This is a genomic window from Salmonella sp. 2020_1395 (assembly GCF_043848115.1).
Classification (GTDB): Bacteria; Pseudomonadota; Gammaproteobacteria; order Enterobacterales; family Enterobacteriaceae; genus Salmonella; species Salmonella enterica.
The window spans coordinates 410,952-429,343 of the sequence record NZ_JBCMFH010000001.1 but is presented as its reverse complement, the minus strand read 5'-3'; the positions used below and the strand labels follow the sequence as shown (position 1 = coordinate 429,343).

Here is an 18,392-nt window from a genome sequence, read left to right as displayed (position 1 = left end):
GAACATATGTCTATGGAAACGCAGGACATTATTAAACGGTCCGCAACAAACGCCATCACGCCGCCTCCGCAGGCGCGTGATTACAAAGCTGAAGTCGCGAAACTGATCGACGTCTCCTCCTGTGTCGGCTGTAAAGCCTGCCAGGTAGCCTGTTCTGAATGGAACGATATTCGCGATAACGTTGGTCATTGTGTCGGGGTGTACGATAACCCTGCCGATCTCAGCGCCAAGTCCTGGACGGTGATGCGCTTTACCGAAACCGAGCAGAACGGCAAGCTGGAGTGGCTGATTCGTAAAGATGGTTGTATGCACTGTGAAGATCCAGGCTGTCTTAAAGCCTGTCCATCTGCCGGGGCTATCATCCAGTACGCGAACGGGATTGTTGATTTTCAATCTGAACACTGTATCGGCTGTGGTTACTGTATCGCCGGGTGTCCGTTTAATATTCCGCGCCTCAACAAAGAGGACAACCGCGTTTATAAATGTACGCTCTGCGTCGATCGCGTCAGCGTGGGCCAGGAACCGGCCTGCGTCAAAACTTGTCCGACCGGGGCTATTCACTTCGGCACCAAAAAAGAGATGCTGGAACTGGGTGAGCAACGCGTGGAGAAGTTAAAAGCGCGCGGCTTTGAACATGCCGGTATCTACAACCCGCAGGGCGTCGGCGGTACGCACGTCATGTATGTGCTGCACCATGCCAATCAGCCGGAGTTGTACCACGGCTTGCCGAAAGATCCGCAGATCGATACCTCAATCAATCTGTGGAAAGGGGCGCTAAAACCGCTGGCCGCAGCGGGCTTTATCGCCACTTTCGCCGGTCTGATTTACCACTACATCGGTATTGGCCCGAATAAGGAAACGGACGACGATGAGGAGGATCATCATGAGTAAGTCGAAAATGATTGTGCGCACGAAATTTGTCGACCGCGCCTGTCACTGGACGGTGGTGATCTGCTTCTTCCTGGTAGCGCTGTCGGGGATTTCGTTTTTCTTCCCGACGCTACAATGGTTGACGCAAACTTTCGGCACGCCGCAGATGGGACGTATTTTGCACCCGTTCTTCGGTATTGCCATTTTCATCGCGCTGATGTTTATGTTCGTGCGTTTCGTCCACCACAACATCCCGGATAAAAAAGATATTCCGTGGCTGAAAAATATTGTCGAAGTATTGAAAGGCAATGAGCATAAGGTGGCGGATGTCGGCAAATACAATGCCGGACAGAAGATGATGTTCTGGTCCATTATGAGCATGATTTTTGTGCTGCTGGTGACTGGCGTGATTATCTGGCGTCCGTATTTCGCGCAGTATTTCCCCATGCAGGTGGTGCGTTATAGCCTGTTAATTCATGCGGCGGCGGGCATTATTTTAATGCACGCGATCCTCATCCATATGTATATGGCGTTTTGGGTGAAAGGCTCGATTAAAGGCATGATCGAAGGGAAGGTCAGCCGTCGCTGGGCGAAGAAACATCATCCACGCTGGTATCGTGAAATCGAGAAGGCGGAAGCAAAAAAAGAGAGCGAAAAAGGTATTCAGTAATTCTTTCGCGATCTGATAAATAAGGCGCTATCCTCGTAGCGCCTTGTTTTCATCTGCTGTCTGTATACTCAGACGACCACAGCAAATCGTTTAACGACGGAAATCGATGACCATACGGCCACGAATTTGCCCTTGTTCCATCTCTTTAAAAATAACGTTGATATCTTCAAGCGGACGTAGAGCGACTTTTGGCACGACTTTTCCTTCCGCCGCGAACTGGAAGGCTTCGGTCAGATCCTGGCGTGTCCCCACCAACGAACCGACAACCTGAATGCCATCCAGCACCAGGCGAGGGATATCAAGGTTCATGGCTTCTGGCGGCAGCCCGACTGCCACCACGCGGCCTCCGGCGCGAACGGCATCTACTGCGGAATTAAACGCCGCCTTAGCGACCGCGGTAACCACCGCTGCGTGCGCGCCACCGGTTTTTTCCTGCACAATTTTAGCCGCATCTTCCGTACGTGAATTAATGGTCAGATCTGCGCCCATTTCCTCGGCCAGTTTCAGTTGTCCATCATTGACATCAATGGCGATCACTTTCGCATTGAAAACGTTTTTCGCGTACTGCAAGGCCAGATTACCCAGACCGCCCAGACCGTAGATGGCAATCCACTGGCCAGGTTTAATATGAGAAATCTTCACCGCTTTATACGTGGTAACGCCCGCGCAGGTAATACTACTTGCCGCCGCAGAGTCCAGACCTTCCGGTACTTTCACCGCATAATCCGCGACGACAATACACTCTTCGGCCATGCCGCCATCTACCGTGTAACCGGCATTTTTCACGTTGCGGCATAAGGTTTCATTGCCCGTATTGCAATACTCACAGTGTCCGCATCCTTCATAAAACCACGCGACACTCGCGCGATCGCCGGGTTTCAGCGAGGTGACACCAGGACCGACTTCCGCCACGACGCCAATGCCTTCGTGTCCCAGAATGACGCCGGTTTTGTCACCGAAATCGCCGTTTTTCACGTGTAGATCGGTATGGCATACGCCGCAGCACTCCATTTTTAGCAAAGCTTCACCGTGGCGAAGGGGACGCAGCGTTTTCTCAGTAACATCAACCTGATGATCTTGTGTGACAACAGCAGCTTTCATAACCTTCTCCTTTTATTAATAGTGAACTGCATAGCAGGTAATAGCAGGTAAGGTGCTATTACCTCTTTAGGATTAATATTTCTGATGAGTTATGCAAGGCGGCAGAAATACAATGTAATAGTTTAGCCAGGATTATCCTGATAAATCCCCGTTCAATACATAAAGGTGGCTAATATTAGTAGCTTGACAAATAAGCAGGGAAAGGAATTCAGGTGTGTCGACAGACTCACCAAAACTAAAGAAGAAAGTGATATCCGGCGGCATTCACCGCCGGGTACGTATTAAATGGAAGTCCGACGGTAGTCGCGGTATTCCGGTTTCCAGAAGTTATCGTCAATCGCCTGTTGCAGCGCTTCCGCAGAGGTTTTCACCGCTACGCCTTGTTGCTGCGCCATTTTGCCTACGGCAAAAGCGATAGCGCGCGACACGACCTGGATGTCTTTAAGCGCTGGCAACACTAATCCTTCGCCGTTATTGACCAGCGGAGAATGTTTCGCCAGCGTCTCACTGGCTGACATCAGCATTTCATCAGTAATGCGCGATGCGCCGGAAGCGATAACCCCCAGACCGATGCCGGGGAAAATATAGGCGTTATTACATTGTGCGATCGGATAAACCTTATCTTTCCAGATGACTGGCGAGAATGGGCTGCCGGTTGCCACCAGCGCGTTGCCTTCCGTCCAGGCGATAATGTCCTGTGGCGTGGCCTCCACGCGAGAGGTGGGATTAGAGAGCGGCATGACGATCGGGCGAGGGCAATGCTTATGCATCTCGCGGATGATCTCTTCAGTAAAGAGCCCGGTCTGGCCGGAAACCCCGATCAGAATATCCGGCTTCACGTTACGCACCACATCCAGCAGCGACAGCACGTCATTTTCGGTATCCCAGTGCTGGAGATTGTCGCATTTCTGCACCAGTTTTGCCTGGAACGGCAATAAATTAGGCATCCGGTCCGTCAACAGGCCGAAGCGATCGACCATAAAAACGTTCTGTCGAGCGGCGTCTTCGCTTAAACCTTCACGCTGAGTCTGCGCGATGATTTGTTCAGCAATCCCACATCCGGCGGAACCCGCGCCGAGAAAAACGATTTTCTGCTCGCTAAGCTGACTGCCGGCAGCGCGGCTGGCGGCGATCAACGTACCGACGGTCACGGCTGCGGTGCCCTGAATATCATCGTTAAAGGAGCAAATCTCATCACGATAGCGCGTCAACAGCGGCATTGCGTTTTTCTGCGCGAAATCTTCGAACTGTAGCAGGATATCTGGCCAGCGCTGCTTAACGGCCTGAATAAACTCGTCGACAAACGCATAATACTCATTGTCGGTAATGCGCGGATGACGCCAGCCCATGTAAAGCGGATCGTTGAGTAACTGTTGATTGTTGGTGCCGACATCCAGCACAACGGGAAGGGTATAGGCCGGACTAATGCCGCCGCAGGCGGTGTATAATGACAGCTTACCGATAGGGATCCCCATCCCGCCGATGCCCTGATCGCCAAGCCCCAGAATCCGCTCGCCATCCGTCACCACAATAACTTTAATGTTGTGGTTAGGCACATTCTGCAAAATGTCGTCCATGTTGTGACGATTCGGATAAGAGATAAACACGCCGCGTGCCCGGCGATAAATCTCAGAGAAGCGCTCACAGGCAGCGCCCACGGTCGGGGTATAGATAACCGGCATCATCTCTTCAAGATGGTTTTGCACCAGTCGATAAAAGAGCGTTTCGTTGGTATCCTGGATGTTACGCAGGTAAATATGCTTATCGATTTCTGTTTTAAACCCCTGATACTGGAGCCAGGCGCGTTCGGCCTGTTCTTCAATCGACTCGACGACCTCCGGCAGCAGCCCTGACAAATTGAAGTTGCGGCGCTCTTCTACGCTAAAAGCGCTGCCTTTGTTTAACAGGGGGAATTCCAGCAATACAGGGCCAGCGTAAGGGATATAAAGGGAACGTGCTTTCTTGGTTGTAGTTTCCATGTTACTCACTCTTTTTCGAATAACTGTCCCTGGCACCGTCGTTTATCATCATATATTGCCTTCCACCAGGGAACCGACCCTGAGTATAAAGCATTGTGAGACGTTAAGGTCATTCCTATAAACAAAAACACCATTGCAGATGCAATGGTGTTTAACGTCATTTCAGGACTGTACGATTACTTTTGGCTGTCGGCGCGGCGCTTTCTGCCGGTTGGGTTATTCACCACGCTGCTGGTGTCGCCTTCAGTAACAACCTTACGCTGGTTGGAAATTCTGTAATCCAGTCCAAGTATATGACGAGCCTGACGGTTCGATTTCATGTTAACTCCTCAATCCTGTTGCTAGTTTTAAGGACAAATTCGCTTACGCGAAAGAAACGTAACCCCTAAGGTTGCCGATACAGCATAGCAGGTTTTACAGAGTCGGGTGCTGCCCGCTTACCACATAGTTGATGGTCTGCTGGTAGATGTCACTGAGGATGTCATTGTCGGAAGCCTCAACCCATTTGGTCAGCTCCATTAAAATATCATCTTCAGTGACAACGCCTAACTCCGCGCGTAATCCTTGTTCAATCGCGTTGACCAGGGCCGGTTGTGCTGCTGAGGTATTTGCTGAGTGATAAGTAAACATATAATGCCTCCGTGAACATGTATTTATTTAGTACGGCTCGCAGAAAATTAATTCGTATTCAGCATGGCAAATATTTTTGCGGCTGTGGTTAAGATTAGTCCTGGAGTTATTTTAACGCAAGGCGGAACTCTAATTGCTTACCCCACAAGAAAATATATTACGTTTGCCAATTACATATCCTCATACTAGTGGCGGTCAATTAATATACATTTAAAAGGCTACTTATTGCGATTTTTATCCTTTATTACAACGAGATAAGACAAATCTTAATTTGAATGAAAATATACATAATGGAATACGCCTCCGAAAGAAAAAGTAAGGATAAAAAGAAGGATATATTCTTTAAAGAAAGGGAGGCCTGTTGGTTTAATATTCATCACTGAAAAAGCATACAACTATTTTCTATATCTGAAATACGGGTAATCGACAACATGCTACCTCCATCGGCATGGACAACGCAGATTAGCAGCATGGTCTATACTTTATTTTTTGAGCCAACAGGAGAGCAAAAATGACAATCCATAAGAAAGGTCAGGCACACTGGGAAGGCGACATCAAACGAGGTAAAGGTACTGTATCAACAGAAAGCGGCGTGCTTAATCAACAACCGTATGGATTCAATACCCGGTTCGAAGGCGCGCAGGGAACCAACCCGGAAGAGCTAATTGGCGCCGCACATGCGGCCTGTTTCTCCATGGCGCTATCACTCATGCTGGGAGAGGCTGGATTTACGCCGACATCCATTGACACCACCGCTGACGTATCGCTTGATAAGGTGGAGGCGGGCTTCGCCATTACCAAAATTGCGCTACAAAGCAAAGTTGCGGTAGCAGATATTGATGCTTCAACTTTCGATCAAATCATCCAGAAAGCAAAAGCCGGGTGCCCGGTATCGCAGGTTCTGAATGCGGAAATCACCCTCGACTACCAGCTTAACGCCTGATAACCTCTCCAGCCCGGTAACGACTCTTGTTTATCGGGCTGATGAATATACCTTCAGGCGGAGGGCTCGCTCCCGGTCTATCTGAGATCCTGCCGTATTTTTATCACCTCAACGCGCCGTAGACCACGTCTGTGGCTATTGTCGTGGTCTACTTTTTCGCCTTAAAATCTGCTCGCCATGTTGCTTTATTCATCAAACATCAAAATCAGTCAACGTAAATATCAATAATAGCCATATCACGGAGGGTGATCTTTATTCCTGAGAGAGGAGGGGTATTATTTTCTGTGTTCTACATTAACGGGTTAACGCGCAGATGTAGAGGTTATTTATATAATTATTGGAGCAACAACAATGAATAAATTCTCCCTTGCTACAGCAGGTATTATCGTGGCAGCGCTGGTAACCAGTGTTAGCGTGAATGCGGCAACAGATACTACTAAAACAAACGTTACGCCTAAAGGTATGAGCTGCCAGGAGTTTGTTGACCTCAATCCGCAGACGATGGCGCCAGTCGCTTTCTGGGTGCTGAATGAAGATGAAGATTTTAAAGGCGGGGACTACGTTGATTTCCAGGAAACTGAGACGACAGCAGTGCCGCTAGCCGTTGAGCTTTGTAAGAAAAACCCGCAGAGTGAATTAAGCAAAATAAAAGACGAAATCAAGAAAGAACTCTCAAAATAAGAGTAAACTGATATCAAAACCCGGCCTGTGTGTCGGGTTTTACTATTTGTGACACCGTCACAAATAACATCTTCCATTTCTTCTACCAATCACGTGGTATTGCACTATTTTCATTAGAGCCCTTTCACTATATGGAGACCTAATGAAAATTTTACCGCTGGCACTCTTTATCATTCCTTTTCTGGCCGGATGTGGCGCCAATAATACGCCGCCGCAAACGCCTATTCCCGGGGAAAAAACATCTGCCGAATTACGTACCCTGGAAACAGGCGCGGCGGCTATTCAATCCAGACCACCTGTCGATGCCATTAGTACCTACCTTGACGGGTTCCATTTTTATAGCGGTGATAAAAACGGACAGATGGAAGCGCACCATTACGTTACCGTCCTGAACGAAGATGTCATGCAGGCGGTGATTTACGACGGCAATACGAAAAACGCGCGCCTGATGGGGGTGGAGTACATTATCAGCGAACGTTTATTTAAAACGCTTCCTCCCGAGGAGAAAAAACTGTGGCACAGCCACCAGTACGAGGTGAAATCCGGTAGCCTGGTGGCGCCTGGCTTACCGCAGGTCGCTGATAAAGCGTTGATGAGTAAGATTGTTAATACTTATGGCAAGACCTGGCACACCTGGCATACCGACCGGGATAAAACCCTGCCAATGGGTATCCCTGCGCTGATGATGGGCTTTACTGGCGACGGGCAGCTTGACCCCGCGCTGCTGGCCGATCGGGATCGCCGTCTGGGAATTGATACCCAGGCCATTAAACGCGAGCGGCAGGATCTGCCTGAGCATCCCGTTGTTAAGGGGGCTAACGCCTGGGAGCAGGGGGAGGTTATCCAGCTACAGCGTGTTCAGGGCTCTGGCGAACACGGGCGAGGCGATACCGCGCACTTCGGTACATCTGAGCAATCCCGACAATAATTCCACGGTTTTACACGCAGATACGAAAAAGAATGCCTGTTATGTGACAGTGTCACGTAAAGATTAGCCCCATAGTCTATGCTTGTTCTTCGGATGTTGTAGAGGTTATGGGTTAAACGGAGCGACAAATGAGTTCAAAAATTTTTTGCAAAAGCTGGGGGGCTGAATATATCGCCGCTGATGTTGTCCGCTTTCGTCTTTGGGCCACCGGTCAGCAAAAGGTTATGCTCAGGCTTGCGGGTAAAGACCAGGAAATGCAGGCGAGCGGTGACGGCTGGTTTACGCTGGACGTCTCCGGGGTGACGCCAGGTACGGAGTATAACTTTGTACTCAGCGATGGCATGGTGGTCCCCGATCCGGCTTCCCGCGCCCAAAAAAATGACGTCAACGGTCCGTCATATGTGGTTGATCCAGGCAGCTACGCGTGGCGCAACACCGGGTGGAAAGGTAGCCGTTGGGAGCAGGCCGTGGTGTATGAGATGCATACAGGCACGTTCACTCCGGAAGGCACCTTCCGCGCCGCAATAGCGAAGCTGCCTTATCTCGCTGAACTCGGCGTTACCGTTATTGAAGTGATGCCCGTTGCGCAATTTGGCGGCGAGCGTGGCTGGGGCTATGACGGCGTACTGCTTTACGCGCCGCATTCTGCCTATGGGACGCCGGATGATTTCAAGGCGTTTATTGACGCCGCGCATGGGTATGGTCTTTCCGTCGTCCTGGATATTGTGCTGAACCATTTCGGCCCGGAGGGAAATTATTTACCGCTATTGGCGCCAGCGTTTTTCCACAAAGAGCGCATGACGCCGTGGGGAAATGGTATCGCCTATGATGTCGACGCCGTGCGGCGCTATATCATCGAGGCGCCGTTATACTGGCTGACAGAATACCATCTCGACGGCTTACGCTTTGACGCTATCGATCAGATTGAGGACAGTAGCGCCAGGCATGTGCTGGTTGAAATCGCACAACGTATTCGGGAAGACATTACCGACAGATCCATTCATCTGACCACCGAAGATAGCCGCAATATTATTTCTCTGCATCCCCGAGATCAGGATGGCAATGCGCCGCTGTTTACCGCCGAATGGAATGACGATTTTCATAATGCCGTCCACGTTTTTGCGACCGGAGAGACCCAGGCCTACTACAACGATTTTGCTGATGCCCCGGAAAAACACCTCGCAAGAGCGCTGGCCGAAGGATTCGCTTATCAGGGAGAAATTTCACCACAAACCGGCGAACCTCGCGGCGTAAAAAGTACCGGACAACCCCCGGTCGCTTTTGTGGATTTTATTCAGAATCACGATCAGGTCGGTAACCGCGCCCAGGGCGACAGACTGATAACCCTGGCGGGTGCTGAACGAACAAAAGTATTGCTCGCCACGTTGCTGCTTTCACCGCATATTCCGCTGCTTTTTATGGGCGAAGAGTATGGCGAAAGCCGTCCTTTTCTTTTTTTTACCGATTTCCATGGGGATTTAGCCCGCGCCGTTCGTGAAGGTCGCGCAAAAGAGTTTGCCGATCATGCAGGGGAAAATGTTCCGGACCCGAATGCGCCAGAGACCTTTCAACGCTCAAAACTTAACTGGAAGCAACAGCACAGTGAAGAGGGTAAAGCGTGGCTGGCGTTTACCCGCGAACTACTGCTTTTGCGCCAGAAGCATATCGTGCCGCTGTTGTCCGCTGCCCGTGAGAGCTCAGGAACGGTATTGCAAACCGCGCCCGGGTTTATTGCCGTTAGCTGGCGTTTTCCGGGAGGAACACTGTCACTGGCGCTGAATATTAGCGCCACGACGGTATTGCTGCCCGATTTACCGGGTAAGACCCTCTTCGCCTGGCCGAATGAATCCACCGGGTCGCTTTCCCAACATTCTCTTATTGTCCGCTTAGCCCAGGGAGAGTCTGCATCATGATCCCAACTGCAACGTATCGTCTTCAGTTTCGCAATGGCATGACCTTCGACCGCGCTGCGGCGCTGGTGCCTTACCTTAAAAATCTGGGTATCAGCCATCTTTATGCCTCACCCATCTTTACCGCCACCAAAGCGTCAACGCATGGTTATGATGTCACCGATGCGAATGAGATTGAGCCCTCTATTGGCGGGCGCGAAGGATTTGAAAGACTGGTGGCCGAACTTAAAGCGCAAGGGCTGGGATTGATCATCGATATTGTGCCTAATCACATGGCCAGCTCGCTGGAAAACGCCTGGTGGCGCGACGTGCTTGAATATGGCAAGGAGAGCCGTTACGCGCGCCATTTCGATATTGACTGGTCGCGCCGACTGACGCTGCCTTTTTTAGGCGACACGTTTGACGCCGTGCTGGAAAACGGAGAAATTGCGATCAAGCCCGATCCCGCTACGGGTAACCCCACGTTCGCCTATTATGATAACTATTATCCGCTTGCGCCGGCGACGTGGCAGGGGCGCGAGGCCGAAATACTGGCGCTTACCGATAAAGCCGCTATTGCTGATTTGCATGAGCGCCAGCCGTGGAAATTAATGTCCTGGCGCGATGCCGCTCGCTCGCTTTCATATCGGCGTTTCTTTGAGGTCACAGGGCTGGTGGGAATGCGGGTGGAAGATAAAACCGTCTTCGACGATACACATCGGCTGATTCTGGAGCTGGTCAGAACGGGGGCGGTTGACGGTTTACGTATCGATCATATCGACGGCCTTGCCGATCCGAAAGCCTATCTTGCGCGTTTACGTCAGGAAGTGGGGCCGGCGTGCTATATCACCGTGGAAAAAATTCTCGCTAAAGGCGAGCAACTTCCTGATGACTGGCCGGTTTCCGGCACCACAGGCTATGAATTTATCGCCTCGCTGGCGGAGGTGCTGGTTGACGATGGGCAGATAGACAATCTGCGCCAGGCTTACGAGACCGTAACAGGCGCGCCAGTGGATATGCGGGCGGAATTACGGGCGGCTAAATTGCTGATGGTCGATCGCAATTTCGAGGGGGAATTTACCCGGCTGCTCGCGCTTGCGCTGTCGATTGCCAGCGAGCTACAGATCGCACAGGAAGAGAGCGTCGTTCGGCAGGCGTTACGCGAGTTATTAATTGCCTTTCCCGTATATCGCACTTACGGCACGGCAGAAGGGCTACCGCCGACCGATATTTGCCTGTTACACCGTATTGTGGAACGGGTAAAGACGCTTGAAAATCCTCCGCAGCCAGAAGCGCTTACATTTCTGAGCCGCCTTCTTACCGGCGATGTTCCCACCTCCAGCCAGGAGGAGGCGACACAGTTTCGTGTTCGGTTCCAACAACTCACCGGTCCGCTGATGGCGAAATCGGTAGAGGATACGCTTTTCTTTCGTCAAAACATGGGACTGGCGTTAAATGAAGTTGGCGCCGAGCCCGTCACGCATCACTTCTCCATCGAACGCTTTCACCATGAGATGAAAACCCGACAGGCGCGACAGCCTGATGCGTTATCCGGTACGTCGACCCACGATACCAAGCGAGGCGAGGATGCGCGAGCACGCCTGTATACGCTTACCGAAGCGCCGGAACAGTGGAGCGAATGCCTTGCCCGCTGGCGGCAGATGAACCAGACCCATGTCAAATTTTTGAATGATGGCACTGCGCCAAAATCGGCGGATACGTGGATGTTATATCAGGCGCTGACCGGCGTCTGGCCCCCGGTGCTACAACCACAGGACGAAACAGGTTTAAACGCGCTGAAAATACGCTTTGAAGCCTTTGTGGAGAAAGCGCTACGCGAAGCGAAGCTACGTACCGATTGGGTGGACAGTAATGAGGCTTACGAAACCGCAATGCTTGATTACGCCCGTTATTTACTGGCGCCGGATAATCAGACATTTTTGCAGGATTTTTATCGTTCCTTGCAACCCTTCATCCGCGCAGGGCTGGTTAACAGCCTGACGCAGACCGTTATCAAGTTAACCGCGCCGGGGGTACCTGATATCTATCAGGGGAGCGAGGCGTTAAATTTTAGTCTTGTCGATCCCGACAACCGCCGCGAACCGGATTTCGCCACGCTGGCGCAGCAGTTAGACCAACTGACGCCGGGAGTTTTCTCGCGCGAAGAGAGTTGGCTGAACGGGCAGGTGAATCAGTATGTCACCGCTGCATTACTGCGTTTGCGTCAGCAGAATCATGAGCTCTTCCGTTTTGGCGACTATATACCGCTGCGGGCTGTTGGTCAGCGTGCCGACAAGGTCATCGCTTACGCCAGAGTCAATCATGATGATGCGCTGATTGTTGTTGCGCCCCGACTGGTGTTCGCCGAATGTGACGGCTTATTGTCACAATCGCATAGCGGTTTCTGGTCAGGAACCGACATTATTATACCCGGACAGCTTAATCAGCATCGTTATCGCAATGTGCTTACCCAGGAGAGGTTAATGCCTGGTGAACGCCTGTCGTTGGCCTCACACCAGGGCGGCGTACTGGTTTTAATGAGCGACTGAGTTTATGTGTTGATGTGCCGTGACAGGACAACGTTTACCGTGGGTGGAGAAAGAGAATGACAACAAACAGGGCTTTTGAAATCAGATCAGGATACAGCCATACGCTTGGCGCAAATTATGACGGCGAAGGCGTGAATTTCGCTATTTTTTCCGCCCATGCGGAACGCGTCGAGCTTTGCCTTTACGATCCGAGCGGGGAGCATGAAATCGCTCGTCTGGAGTTACCGGAATATACCGACGAAATATGGCACGGCTATGTCCCGAAGTTGCAGCCCGGCGCGCTGTATGGGTACCGCGTTTACGGTCCTTATGACCCGGAAAATGGTCATCGTTTTAACCCCAACAAGCTGCTTATTGACCCTTATGCCCGTGAGCTGGTGGGCGATATTCAGTGGAACGATGCGCATTTCGCGTATCAATTACTTCATGACGATAAAGATTTGACCTTTGATGACCAGGATAGCGCGCCATTTACGCCTAAATGCCGGGTGATTGATCCGGCTGAGGCGAATTGGGAGGATAGACAACGGCCTTCCATACCGTGGTCGAACGCCATTATTTATGAAACGCATGTAAAAGGCTTTACCCAGCTTAATTCCGCGATCCCTGAGCCTCTACGCGGTACGTTTGAGGGCATGGGGCATAAAGCCAGCGTGGATTACATTAAAAGTCTGGGGATTACCTCCGTCGAGCTTTTACCCGTTCACTGGTTCCCGGACGATCAGCATCTGCTCGATAAAGGGCTGAAAAATTTCTGGGGATACAACTCGCTGGGCTTTTTTGCGCCAGCGACGCGCTACTATGGTCCAAAAGGTATTCAGGGATTCCGCGATATGGTGCGCGCTTTCCATGATGCCGGCATCGAAGTGATACTGGACGTGGTCTATAACCATACGGCAGAAGGGAATGAACTTGGCCCCACGCTGTCATTTAAAGGTATCGATAACTTCTCTTACTATCGCACGATGCCCGATCAGCATCGCTATTACATTAACGATACAGGGACAGGTAATACCGTCAATACCTCTCATCCACGGGTACTGCAAATGGTGATGGATTCCCTTCGCTATTGGGCGGAGTCAATGCATGTCGACGGCTTTCGTTTTGATTTGGGCACCATTCTTGGTCGTGAGCCGGAAGGCTTTGATCAGAGAGGCGGCTTTTTTGATGCGGTAACGCAAGACCCGGTGCTGGCAAAACTGAAACTGATTGGCGAACCCTGGGATATCGGACCGGGCGGCTATCAGGTTGGCGGCTTTCCACCAGGGTGGGGCGAATGGAATGATAAATACCGAGATACGGTACGCGAATACTGGAAAGGTGACAACGTCACAAATGATTTCGCCGCACGCCTGCTGGGTTCCGGCGATCTCTATGATTTGCGCGGCCGTCGCCCCTGGTCAAGCGTTAACTTTATTACTGCCCATGACGGCTTCACGCTGAACGATCTGGTGTCTTATAACGACAAACATAATGAAGCCAATGGCGAAGATAATAATGACGGGCATAATGATAACCGCTCCTGTAACTATGGCGCAGAAGGGCCAACCGACGACGAAGGCATCAATGCGATACGCGAGCAACAGAAACGCAATTTCCTGACCACCTTGCTTTTCTCGCACGGCACGCCGATGTTATTAGCGGGCGATGAGTTTGGCCGCAGTCAGATGGGCAATAATAATGGCTACTGTCAGGACAGTGAAATATCGTGGGTCCACTGGGATAATTTGCCGGAAACCGCCAATGCGCTACGAGAGTTTACCCGTCATCTGATTCAACTGCGCGCCATGCAACCGTTGCTGCGCCGGGAGAGCTGGCGCGACGGTCTGGAGATCCGCTGGTTTAACGCCGGCGGAGGGGCGCAGCAATCCGAACAATGGGATGAGGGATCGACGATAGGCGTATGCATTAGTCGACCCGATCTTCAGCCAGAAGCGGGGATCTGGCATGACGCCTTACTGCTTTTCAATCCGTTTGAAGGCAGCGTACCGTTCCGTATTCCGATGTGGGGAGAAGGCGGCTGGGTACTTGAACTGACGACTGCCGATAACGCGCAGCAGGGAATGCGGATTACCGAAGAAATGGATTTCGATCTGGCCGGGCGCAGCATCGTGTTATTCAGACGCCCCTGATAGTGAAACCGCGCTCCGGACCCAACCGGCCTTGATGGCCGGTTTTTTACTGGCGCTCAGGCGATATCATGCCGAAGAAATAACACCGTTGTCAGTTTACCGCCCGAAAAATTCATCCGCCTATTGGTATTCCTTTGATTGTCTTCACCGATATTCGCTTCAGGCCGTCTATTGCCATTTCAAGGTAGGTACGTGGACATCCCAGATTTAAACGGATAAAACCGCTGCCCGCCGGGCCAAAGCCGCTGCCCATTGAAGGAGCAATACCCGCGACATCCGCCATCACCCATTTTAGCTGTTCGTCATCCAGTCCCAGTTTTTTACAATCCATCCATAATAAATAGGTTCCCTGCGCCGGGACAATTCTTGCCCAGGGAAGGTACTCTGTCGCCTGTTCAACAAACCAGCGGCGGTTTTCCGCCAGGTAATCCAGTAGCGAATCCAGCCACTGTCTGCTTTCATTCCATGCGATAGTCGCCGCCTGAACGGAGAGAGCGTTAAAGACGTCCAACCCATGAGCGTCCAGACGAGACAGGAATCGCTGGCGAAGCGTAGGATCGGGAATGAGAAAATTAGAAATTCGCAACGACGATAAGCCAAATGTTTTGCTGGCCGCAGTGGCGGAGATGACCCGTTTATGCCAGCGCTCCCCTAAATGCAGTACCGAGGTAAAGGTTTCGCCGGGCAGCAATAGATCGGCCCATATTTCATCCGAGATGAGAGTGACATCATAAGCTTCACATAATAAAAGCAGTTGCTCCAGCTCGTTGGCCGACCAGCAACGCCCGGTTGGATTATGTGGATTACACAAAATCATCAGCGGAGGGCGCTCATGGCGAAACAGCCTTTCCAGTTGGCAAAAATCCATCTGGTAGCCATCGTCCGGCGACTCGCTAAGGGGATTCTCCAGCAGTTTTCTACCATTAAGCGTGATTATTTTGGCGAAGGAGCCATAGTATGGCCCCTGTACCACTACGCCGTCGCCTGGATGCGTCAACATTTGCACTAAGAGCGCCAACCCTGGTACGACGCCTTCCACGCTGCATACCCATTCTTGTTTTAACGTGAGCTGGTGGCGTGATGAAAACCAGTGAAGCAGGGCGTTAAAATAGGCCTCATCGCGTTCGCTATAGCCAAATACGCCGTGCTCGATTCGCTGATGCAATGCCGCCTGAACCTCAGGCGGGCAGGCAAAATCGAAATCAGAAACCCACATCGGCAGCAGTTTTCCAGCGCCGTCGCCAAAGTGACGCTCAATAAAATCCCACTTTACCGAACCAGTATTGTTGCGATTGATAATCTGGTTAAAATCCATCTTGTTTCCTTATTATTTCGTCACTGACGCTTGCGGCGACTTTTCTGAAGCGGAGGCAGTTCTGGCAATACCAATTCCGCTAAAACCATAAATTAATGCGAAGAAGATCGCCGCATAGCACTGGATAGCCCAGGGCAGAAGATCAAGCGTGCTAACGCCCAGCGTGGTCGCCATGTAGACACCAGCCGAGGTCCACGGCAGGAGAGGTTCGATAACGGTACCGGCATCTTCTATCGTCCGTGAAAGGTTTTTAGTATCCAGCCCCATACGACGATAGGCATCTTTAAACAGTTCGGCGGGAACTAACAATGCCAGTTTACCGTCGCTGGTCGCTCCTGTGACCAAAATTGTGGTGCCGATAGTGGCGGCAATGAGCTGACCAACGCTATGAATAATAGTCAGCAGCCGGTTAATGATGATCGTTAACGCGCCGGTTAACGTTAGCGCTCCGGCAAATGAAAAAGCGCAGAAAACTAACAGTATTGTTCCCATCATCGAGAACATTCCGCCCCGGTTTAGCAGGCGCGGAACATCGGCCACGACACCTTCAGCGCCTTGTGGGAACATGGCGATATCAAATCCATCAATGAAAGCGTCCAGTCCCTGTTTGATGCTCAGTCCCTGCATGATGACGCCGAGGAATAAGGCAAGTACGCAGGCGCTTAACATTAATGGGATGACAGGCTTCTTGCGAATTGCGCCCCACAGTACGATCACCGGCGGCAAAATAAGAACAATATTAAAATGGTATAGCGACTCCAGCGAGTGGATGATGTCCGTAACGCGCTGCGGAGTGGCCACCTCGCCCAGCATATTACTGTGTCCGGCGATAAGATAAACCACGGCGGCAAGCAGGAAACTTGGCAGGGTCGTCCAAAGTAAATGCTGAATATGCTCAAACAGAGTAGTGTCTGCGACAATCGCGGCAAAGTTAGTCGAGTCGGACAACGGTGAGATTTTGTCGCCGAAATAAGCGCCAGAAACAACGGCGCCAGCTGCTGCTGCAAGAGACACGTCCAGCCCGGCGGCAACCCCCATTAACGCAACGCCAACCGTCCCGGCGGACCCCCACGATGTGCCGGTACAGACGGAGACCACGCTGGTTAAAAAGAAGGCTGCAATCAAAATATATTCCGGGCTTATGAGTTTTAGCCCCCAGTACACCATGTAGGGAATGGTGCCGCTAAACATCCAGGTGCCAATCAAACCGCCCACGCAGATCAGGATCATGATAACCGGCATTGCTTTAGCCAGCTTATCCACCACTGAGTTGATGATGTCTTCCCAACAGTATCCTTGCCACCATGCAATGCCTGCCGCTACCGCCGCAGAGCACAGAAGGAGCGGTTCGATACGTAGCCCCATGATGCCGTAACCGATAATCAACAATAACAACATGGAGATGACTGGGATTAGCGCTAAACCCAATGACAGCGTTTTCTTCTTGTTTTGTGATGCACTCATAATGGAGCTCCGGTCAGTAAGGTAGCTCAAGGGTAGGGGGATACGCTTCCCACTACTGTGATCCATTACTTTCGTCCATGTAACCGATTACATGAGAAGGGTTAATTTGATAGTCATCACAGTTTTTACTGTTGACGACGCATTCATCGTGAAAAATAGGGCGCGACAGAATCGCGGATCACCAGTTCGGCATTGAAATGATTGCTGCTGGGCGGCGGCGTAATGCCCTGGTATAACTGTATCGCCAGTTGCGCGGCACAACGCGCCATTTGTTCGACCGGATAATGCATTGTTGTTAACGCCGGATAAAGATACCGGGCCAGCACCACATCATCAAAGCCGACAATAGAGAGCTGTTGCGGAAGCTGAACGCCGCGTTGATGAAGAATACGCATAATGCCAGCGGCCATCACATCGTTAAACGTGACCGCTGCCGTAAGGGGAAGCCCGCTATTAATAAGTTGATGCGCGGCCCGCTCGCCGCCTTCTTCGTTAAACGGAACGCTAATCACCCAGCGAGGGTCTGGAGAAATACCATATTCTTCCAGCGCCTCACGGTAACCATCAAGGCGTTCCTGACGATCGATAATTGGCAAGTCAGATGTCACACAGGCAATGCGCCGATGCCCGTTCGCCAGGAGATATCGGGTCGCTTCCCTGGCGGCGCTGCGATTTTCCAGCCAGATACACCGGTTGGCCATACCGGCGATATAACGATTAACAACAACCAGCGCTGGAAAGTGGGCTGCGTAGCGCAGCAGCTCTTTATCCGGTAATCGGCTGGCGTGTACAACAATAGCCTCACAGCCTTGATTAACCAGAAAATCCAGTCCCGCTTTTTCCATTTCTTCATCGTGGCCGCCGCTACATACCATCAAGCGATACTGCTGCTTACGAGAAACATCTTCTACGCCGCGAGCAAGGTGGGCAAAAAAAGGATCAGCCAGATTGCCGGTTAACAATCCGAGCATATCGCCGCTACGTTTCGCCAGCGCGATAGCGGCGGCATTCCGGCGATAATTGAGATCGCGCATGGCTTTCTCTACACGTTCGCGCGTGACGGGTTCAACCCACGCGGTCTGGTTAATGACACGTGATACAGTCGCGGTTGATACACCGGCCAAAGATGCAACATCCTTTATTGTCGCCATGTTAAGCTCATATTTGTTCGTTTAAAGGGTATCAAAGCCATTGATTATCATGTTACGTGGAAATCAGTGCAATCACTGCGGCGCAGCCTG

Annotated in this window: 15 protein-coding genes; 8 read left to right on the top strand and 7 right to left on the bottom strand. The window is 51.4% G+C overall.

Annotation, left to right across the window (positions count from 1 at the left end; all coding sequences use genetic code 11):
* Positions 1–6: 6 nt before the first annotated feature.
* Together fdxH and fdnI are read left to right on the top strand one after the other, a co-directional pair.
* Positions 7–891 (top strand): formate dehydrogenase subunit beta, encoded by an 885-nt coding sequence (fdxH, locus tag ACH0WD_RS02235; protein WP_000061599.1) that lies wholly within the window; start codon positions 7–9, stop codon positions 889–891.
* The gene (fdnI, locus tag ACH0WD_RS02230) at positions 884–1,540 is read left to right on the top strand and encodes a formate dehydrogenase-N subunit gamma (RefSeq protein ID WP_000045658.1); all 657 of its coding nucleotides are present in this window, start codon (positions 884–886) and stop codon (positions 1,538–1,540) included. The genes fdxH and fdnI overlap by 8 nt, the downstream gene beginning before the upstream one ends.
* A gap of 90 nt (positions 1,541–1,630) precedes the next feature.
* Here fdnI and adhP read toward each other — a convergent pair whose 3' ends face one another.
* The 4 genes from adhP to bdm form a co-directional block, all read right to left on the bottom strand.
* Positions 1,631–2,641 (bottom strand): alcohol dehydrogenase AdhP, encoded by a 1,011-nt coding sequence (gene adhP, locus ACH0WD_RS02225; protein ID WP_000642447.1) that lies wholly within the window; start codon positions 2,639–2,641, stop codon positions 1,631–1,633.
* Positions 2,642–2,922: 281 nt separating this feature from the next.
* Complete coding sequence (locus ACH0WD_RS02220; protein ID WP_000450515.1) at positions 2,923–4,620, bottom strand: NAD-dependent malic enzyme; 1,698 nt, start codon at positions 4,618–4,620, stop codon at positions 2,923–2,925.
* 176 nt (positions 4,621–4,796) lie between these two features.
* The gene (gene sra / locus ACH0WD_RS02215) at positions 4,797–4,940 is read right to left on the bottom strand and encodes a stationary-phase-induced ribosome-associated protein (RefSeq protein ID WP_000841559.1); all 144 of its coding nucleotides are present in this window, start codon (positions 4,938–4,940) and stop codon (positions 4,797–4,799) included.
* Positions 4,941–5,034: 94 nt separating this feature from the next.
* Positions 5,035–5,250, bottom strand: coding sequence for a biofilm-dependent modulation protein (gene bdm / locus ACH0WD_RS02210; RefSeq protein ID WP_000495700.1), 216 nt, complete (start codon positions 5,248–5,250; stop codon positions 5,035–5,037).
* Positions 5,251–5,761: 511 nt separating this feature from the next.
* On the opposite strand from bdm, the gene ACH0WD_RS02205 reads away from it, so the two are divergent.
* The 6 genes from ACH0WD_RS02205 (at position 5,762) to glgX (ending at position 14,372) form a co-directional block, all read left to right on the top strand.
* Positions 5,762–6,193: an OsmC family protein gene (locus ACH0WD_RS02205; RefSeq protein ID WP_000152297.1), complete on the top strand. Its 432-nt coding sequence runs from the start codon at positions 5,762–5,764 to the stop codon at positions 6,191–6,193.
* 351 nt (positions 6,194–6,544) lie between these two features.
* A complete protein-coding gene (gene hdeB / locus ACH0WD_RS02200; RefSeq protein WP_001032161.1) occupies positions 6,545–6,874 on the top strand; it encodes an acid-activated periplasmic chaperone HdeB in 330 nt (109 codons plus the stop codon).
* 142 nt (positions 6,875–7,016) lie between these two features.
* Complete coding sequence (locus ACH0WD_RS02195) at positions 7,017–7,802, top strand: OBAP family protein (protein ID WP_000698590.1); 786 nt, start codon at positions 7,017–7,019, stop codon at positions 7,800–7,802.
* Positions 7,803–7,930: 128 nt separating this feature from the next.
* Positions 7,931–9,715 carry a malto-oligosyltrehalose trehalohydrolase gene (treZ, locus tag ACH0WD_RS02190; protein WP_000095556.1) on the top strand — a complete coding sequence of 595 codons (1,785 nt, stop codon included), beginning with the start codon at positions 7,931–7,933 and terminating at the stop codon, positions 9,713–9,715.
* A complete protein-coding gene (gene treY, locus ACH0WD_RS02185; RefSeq protein ID WP_000613161.1) occupies positions 9,712–12,240 on the top strand; it encodes a malto-oligosyltrehalose synthase in 2,529 nt (842 codons plus the stop codon). Before treZ ends, treY begins: the two co-directional genes overlap by 4 nt.
* A gap of 56 nt (positions 12,241–12,296) precedes the next feature.
* A complete protein-coding gene (gene glgX / locus ACH0WD_RS02180; protein ID WP_000210590.1) occupies positions 12,297–14,372 on the top strand; it encodes a glycogen debranching protein GlgX in 2,076 nt (691 codons plus the stop codon).
* Between the two features lie 112 nt (positions 14,373–14,484).
* Here the strand turns inward: glgX and ACH0WD_RS02175 are convergent, their stop codons facing one another.
* The 3 genes from ACH0WD_RS02175 to ACH0WD_RS02165 form a co-directional block, all read right to left on the bottom strand.
* Positions 14,485–15,687: a MalY/PatB family protein gene (locus ACH0WD_RS02175; RefSeq protein ID WP_000347153.1), complete on the bottom strand. Its 1,203-nt coding sequence runs from the start codon at positions 15,685–15,687 to the stop codon at positions 14,485–14,487.
* A 12-nt stretch (positions 15,688–15,699) separates the two neighbouring features.
* Entirely contained in the window at positions 15,700–17,151 is a 1,452-nt protein-coding gene (nhaC, locus tag ACH0WD_RS02170; protein ID WP_001276630.1) for a Na+/H+ antiporter NhaC, read from the bottom strand.
* A gap of 143 nt (positions 17,152–17,294) precedes the next feature.
* Positions 17,295–18,302, bottom strand: coding sequence for a LacI family DNA-binding transcriptional regulator (locus ACH0WD_RS02165; protein WP_000201071.1), 1,008 nt, complete (start codon positions 18,300–18,302; stop codon positions 17,295–17,297).
* Positions 18,303–18,392: the final 90 nt, after the last annotated feature.

What these genes read in the sequence shown, in the direction of transcription:
- fdxH (WP_000061599.1), top strand. Translation starts at nt 7, where the DNA reads ATGTCTATGGAAACGCAGGACATTATTAAACGGTCCGCAACAAACGCC.
- fdnI (WP_000045658.1), top strand. Translation starts at nt 884, where the DNA reads ATGAGTAAGTCGAAAATGATTGTGCGCACGAAATTTGTCGACCGCGCC.
- adhP (WP_000642447.1), bottom strand. Translation starts at nt 2,641, where the DNA reads ATGAAAGCTGCTGTTGTCACACAAGATCATCAGGTTGATGTTACTGAG.
- ACH0WD_RS02220 (WP_000450515.1), bottom strand. Translation starts at nt 4,620, where the DNA reads ATGGAAACTACAACCAAGAAAGCACGTTCCCTTTATATCCCTTACGCT.
- sra (WP_000841559.1), bottom strand. Translation starts at nt 4,940, where the DNA reads ATGAAATCGAACCGTCAGGCTCGTCATATACTTGGACTGGATTACAGA.
- bdm (WP_000495700.1), bottom strand. Translation starts at nt 5,250, where the DNA reads ATGTTTACTTATCACTCAGCAAATACCTCAGCAGCACAACCGGCCCTG.
- ACH0WD_RS02205 (WP_000152297.1), top strand. Translation starts at nt 5,762, where the DNA reads ATGACAATCCATAAGAAAGGTCAGGCACACTGGGAAGGCGACATCAAA.
- hdeB (WP_001032161.1), top strand. Translation starts at nt 6,545, where the DNA reads ATGAATAAATTCTCCCTTGCTACAGCAGGTATTATCGTGGCAGCGCTG.
- ACH0WD_RS02195 (WP_000698590.1), top strand. Translation starts at nt 7,017, where the DNA reads ATGAAAATTTTACCGCTGGCACTCTTTATCATTCCTTTTCTGGCCGGA.
- treZ (WP_000095556.1), top strand. Translation starts at nt 7,931, where the DNA reads ATGAGTTCAAAAATTTTTTGCAAAAGCTGGGGGGCTGAATATATCGCC.
- treY (WP_000613161.1), top strand. Translation starts at nt 9,712, where the DNA reads ATGATCCCAACTGCAACGTATCGTCTTCAGTTTCGCAATGGCATGACC.
- glgX (WP_000210590.1), top strand. Translation starts at nt 12,297, where the DNA reads ATGACAACAAACAGGGCTTTTGAAATCAGATCAGGATACAGCCATACG.
- ACH0WD_RS02175 (WP_000347153.1), bottom strand. Translation starts at nt 15,687, where the DNA reads ATGGATTTTAACCAGATTATCAATCGCAACAATACTGGTTCGGTAAAG.
- nhaC (WP_001276630.1), bottom strand. Translation starts at nt 17,151, where the DNA reads ATGAGTGCATCACAAAACAAGAAGAAAACGCTGTCATTGGGTTTAGCG.
- ACH0WD_RS02165 (WP_000201071.1), bottom strand. Translation starts at nt 18,302, where the DNA reads ATGGCGACAATAAAGGATGTTGCATCTTTGGCCGGTGTATCAACCGCG.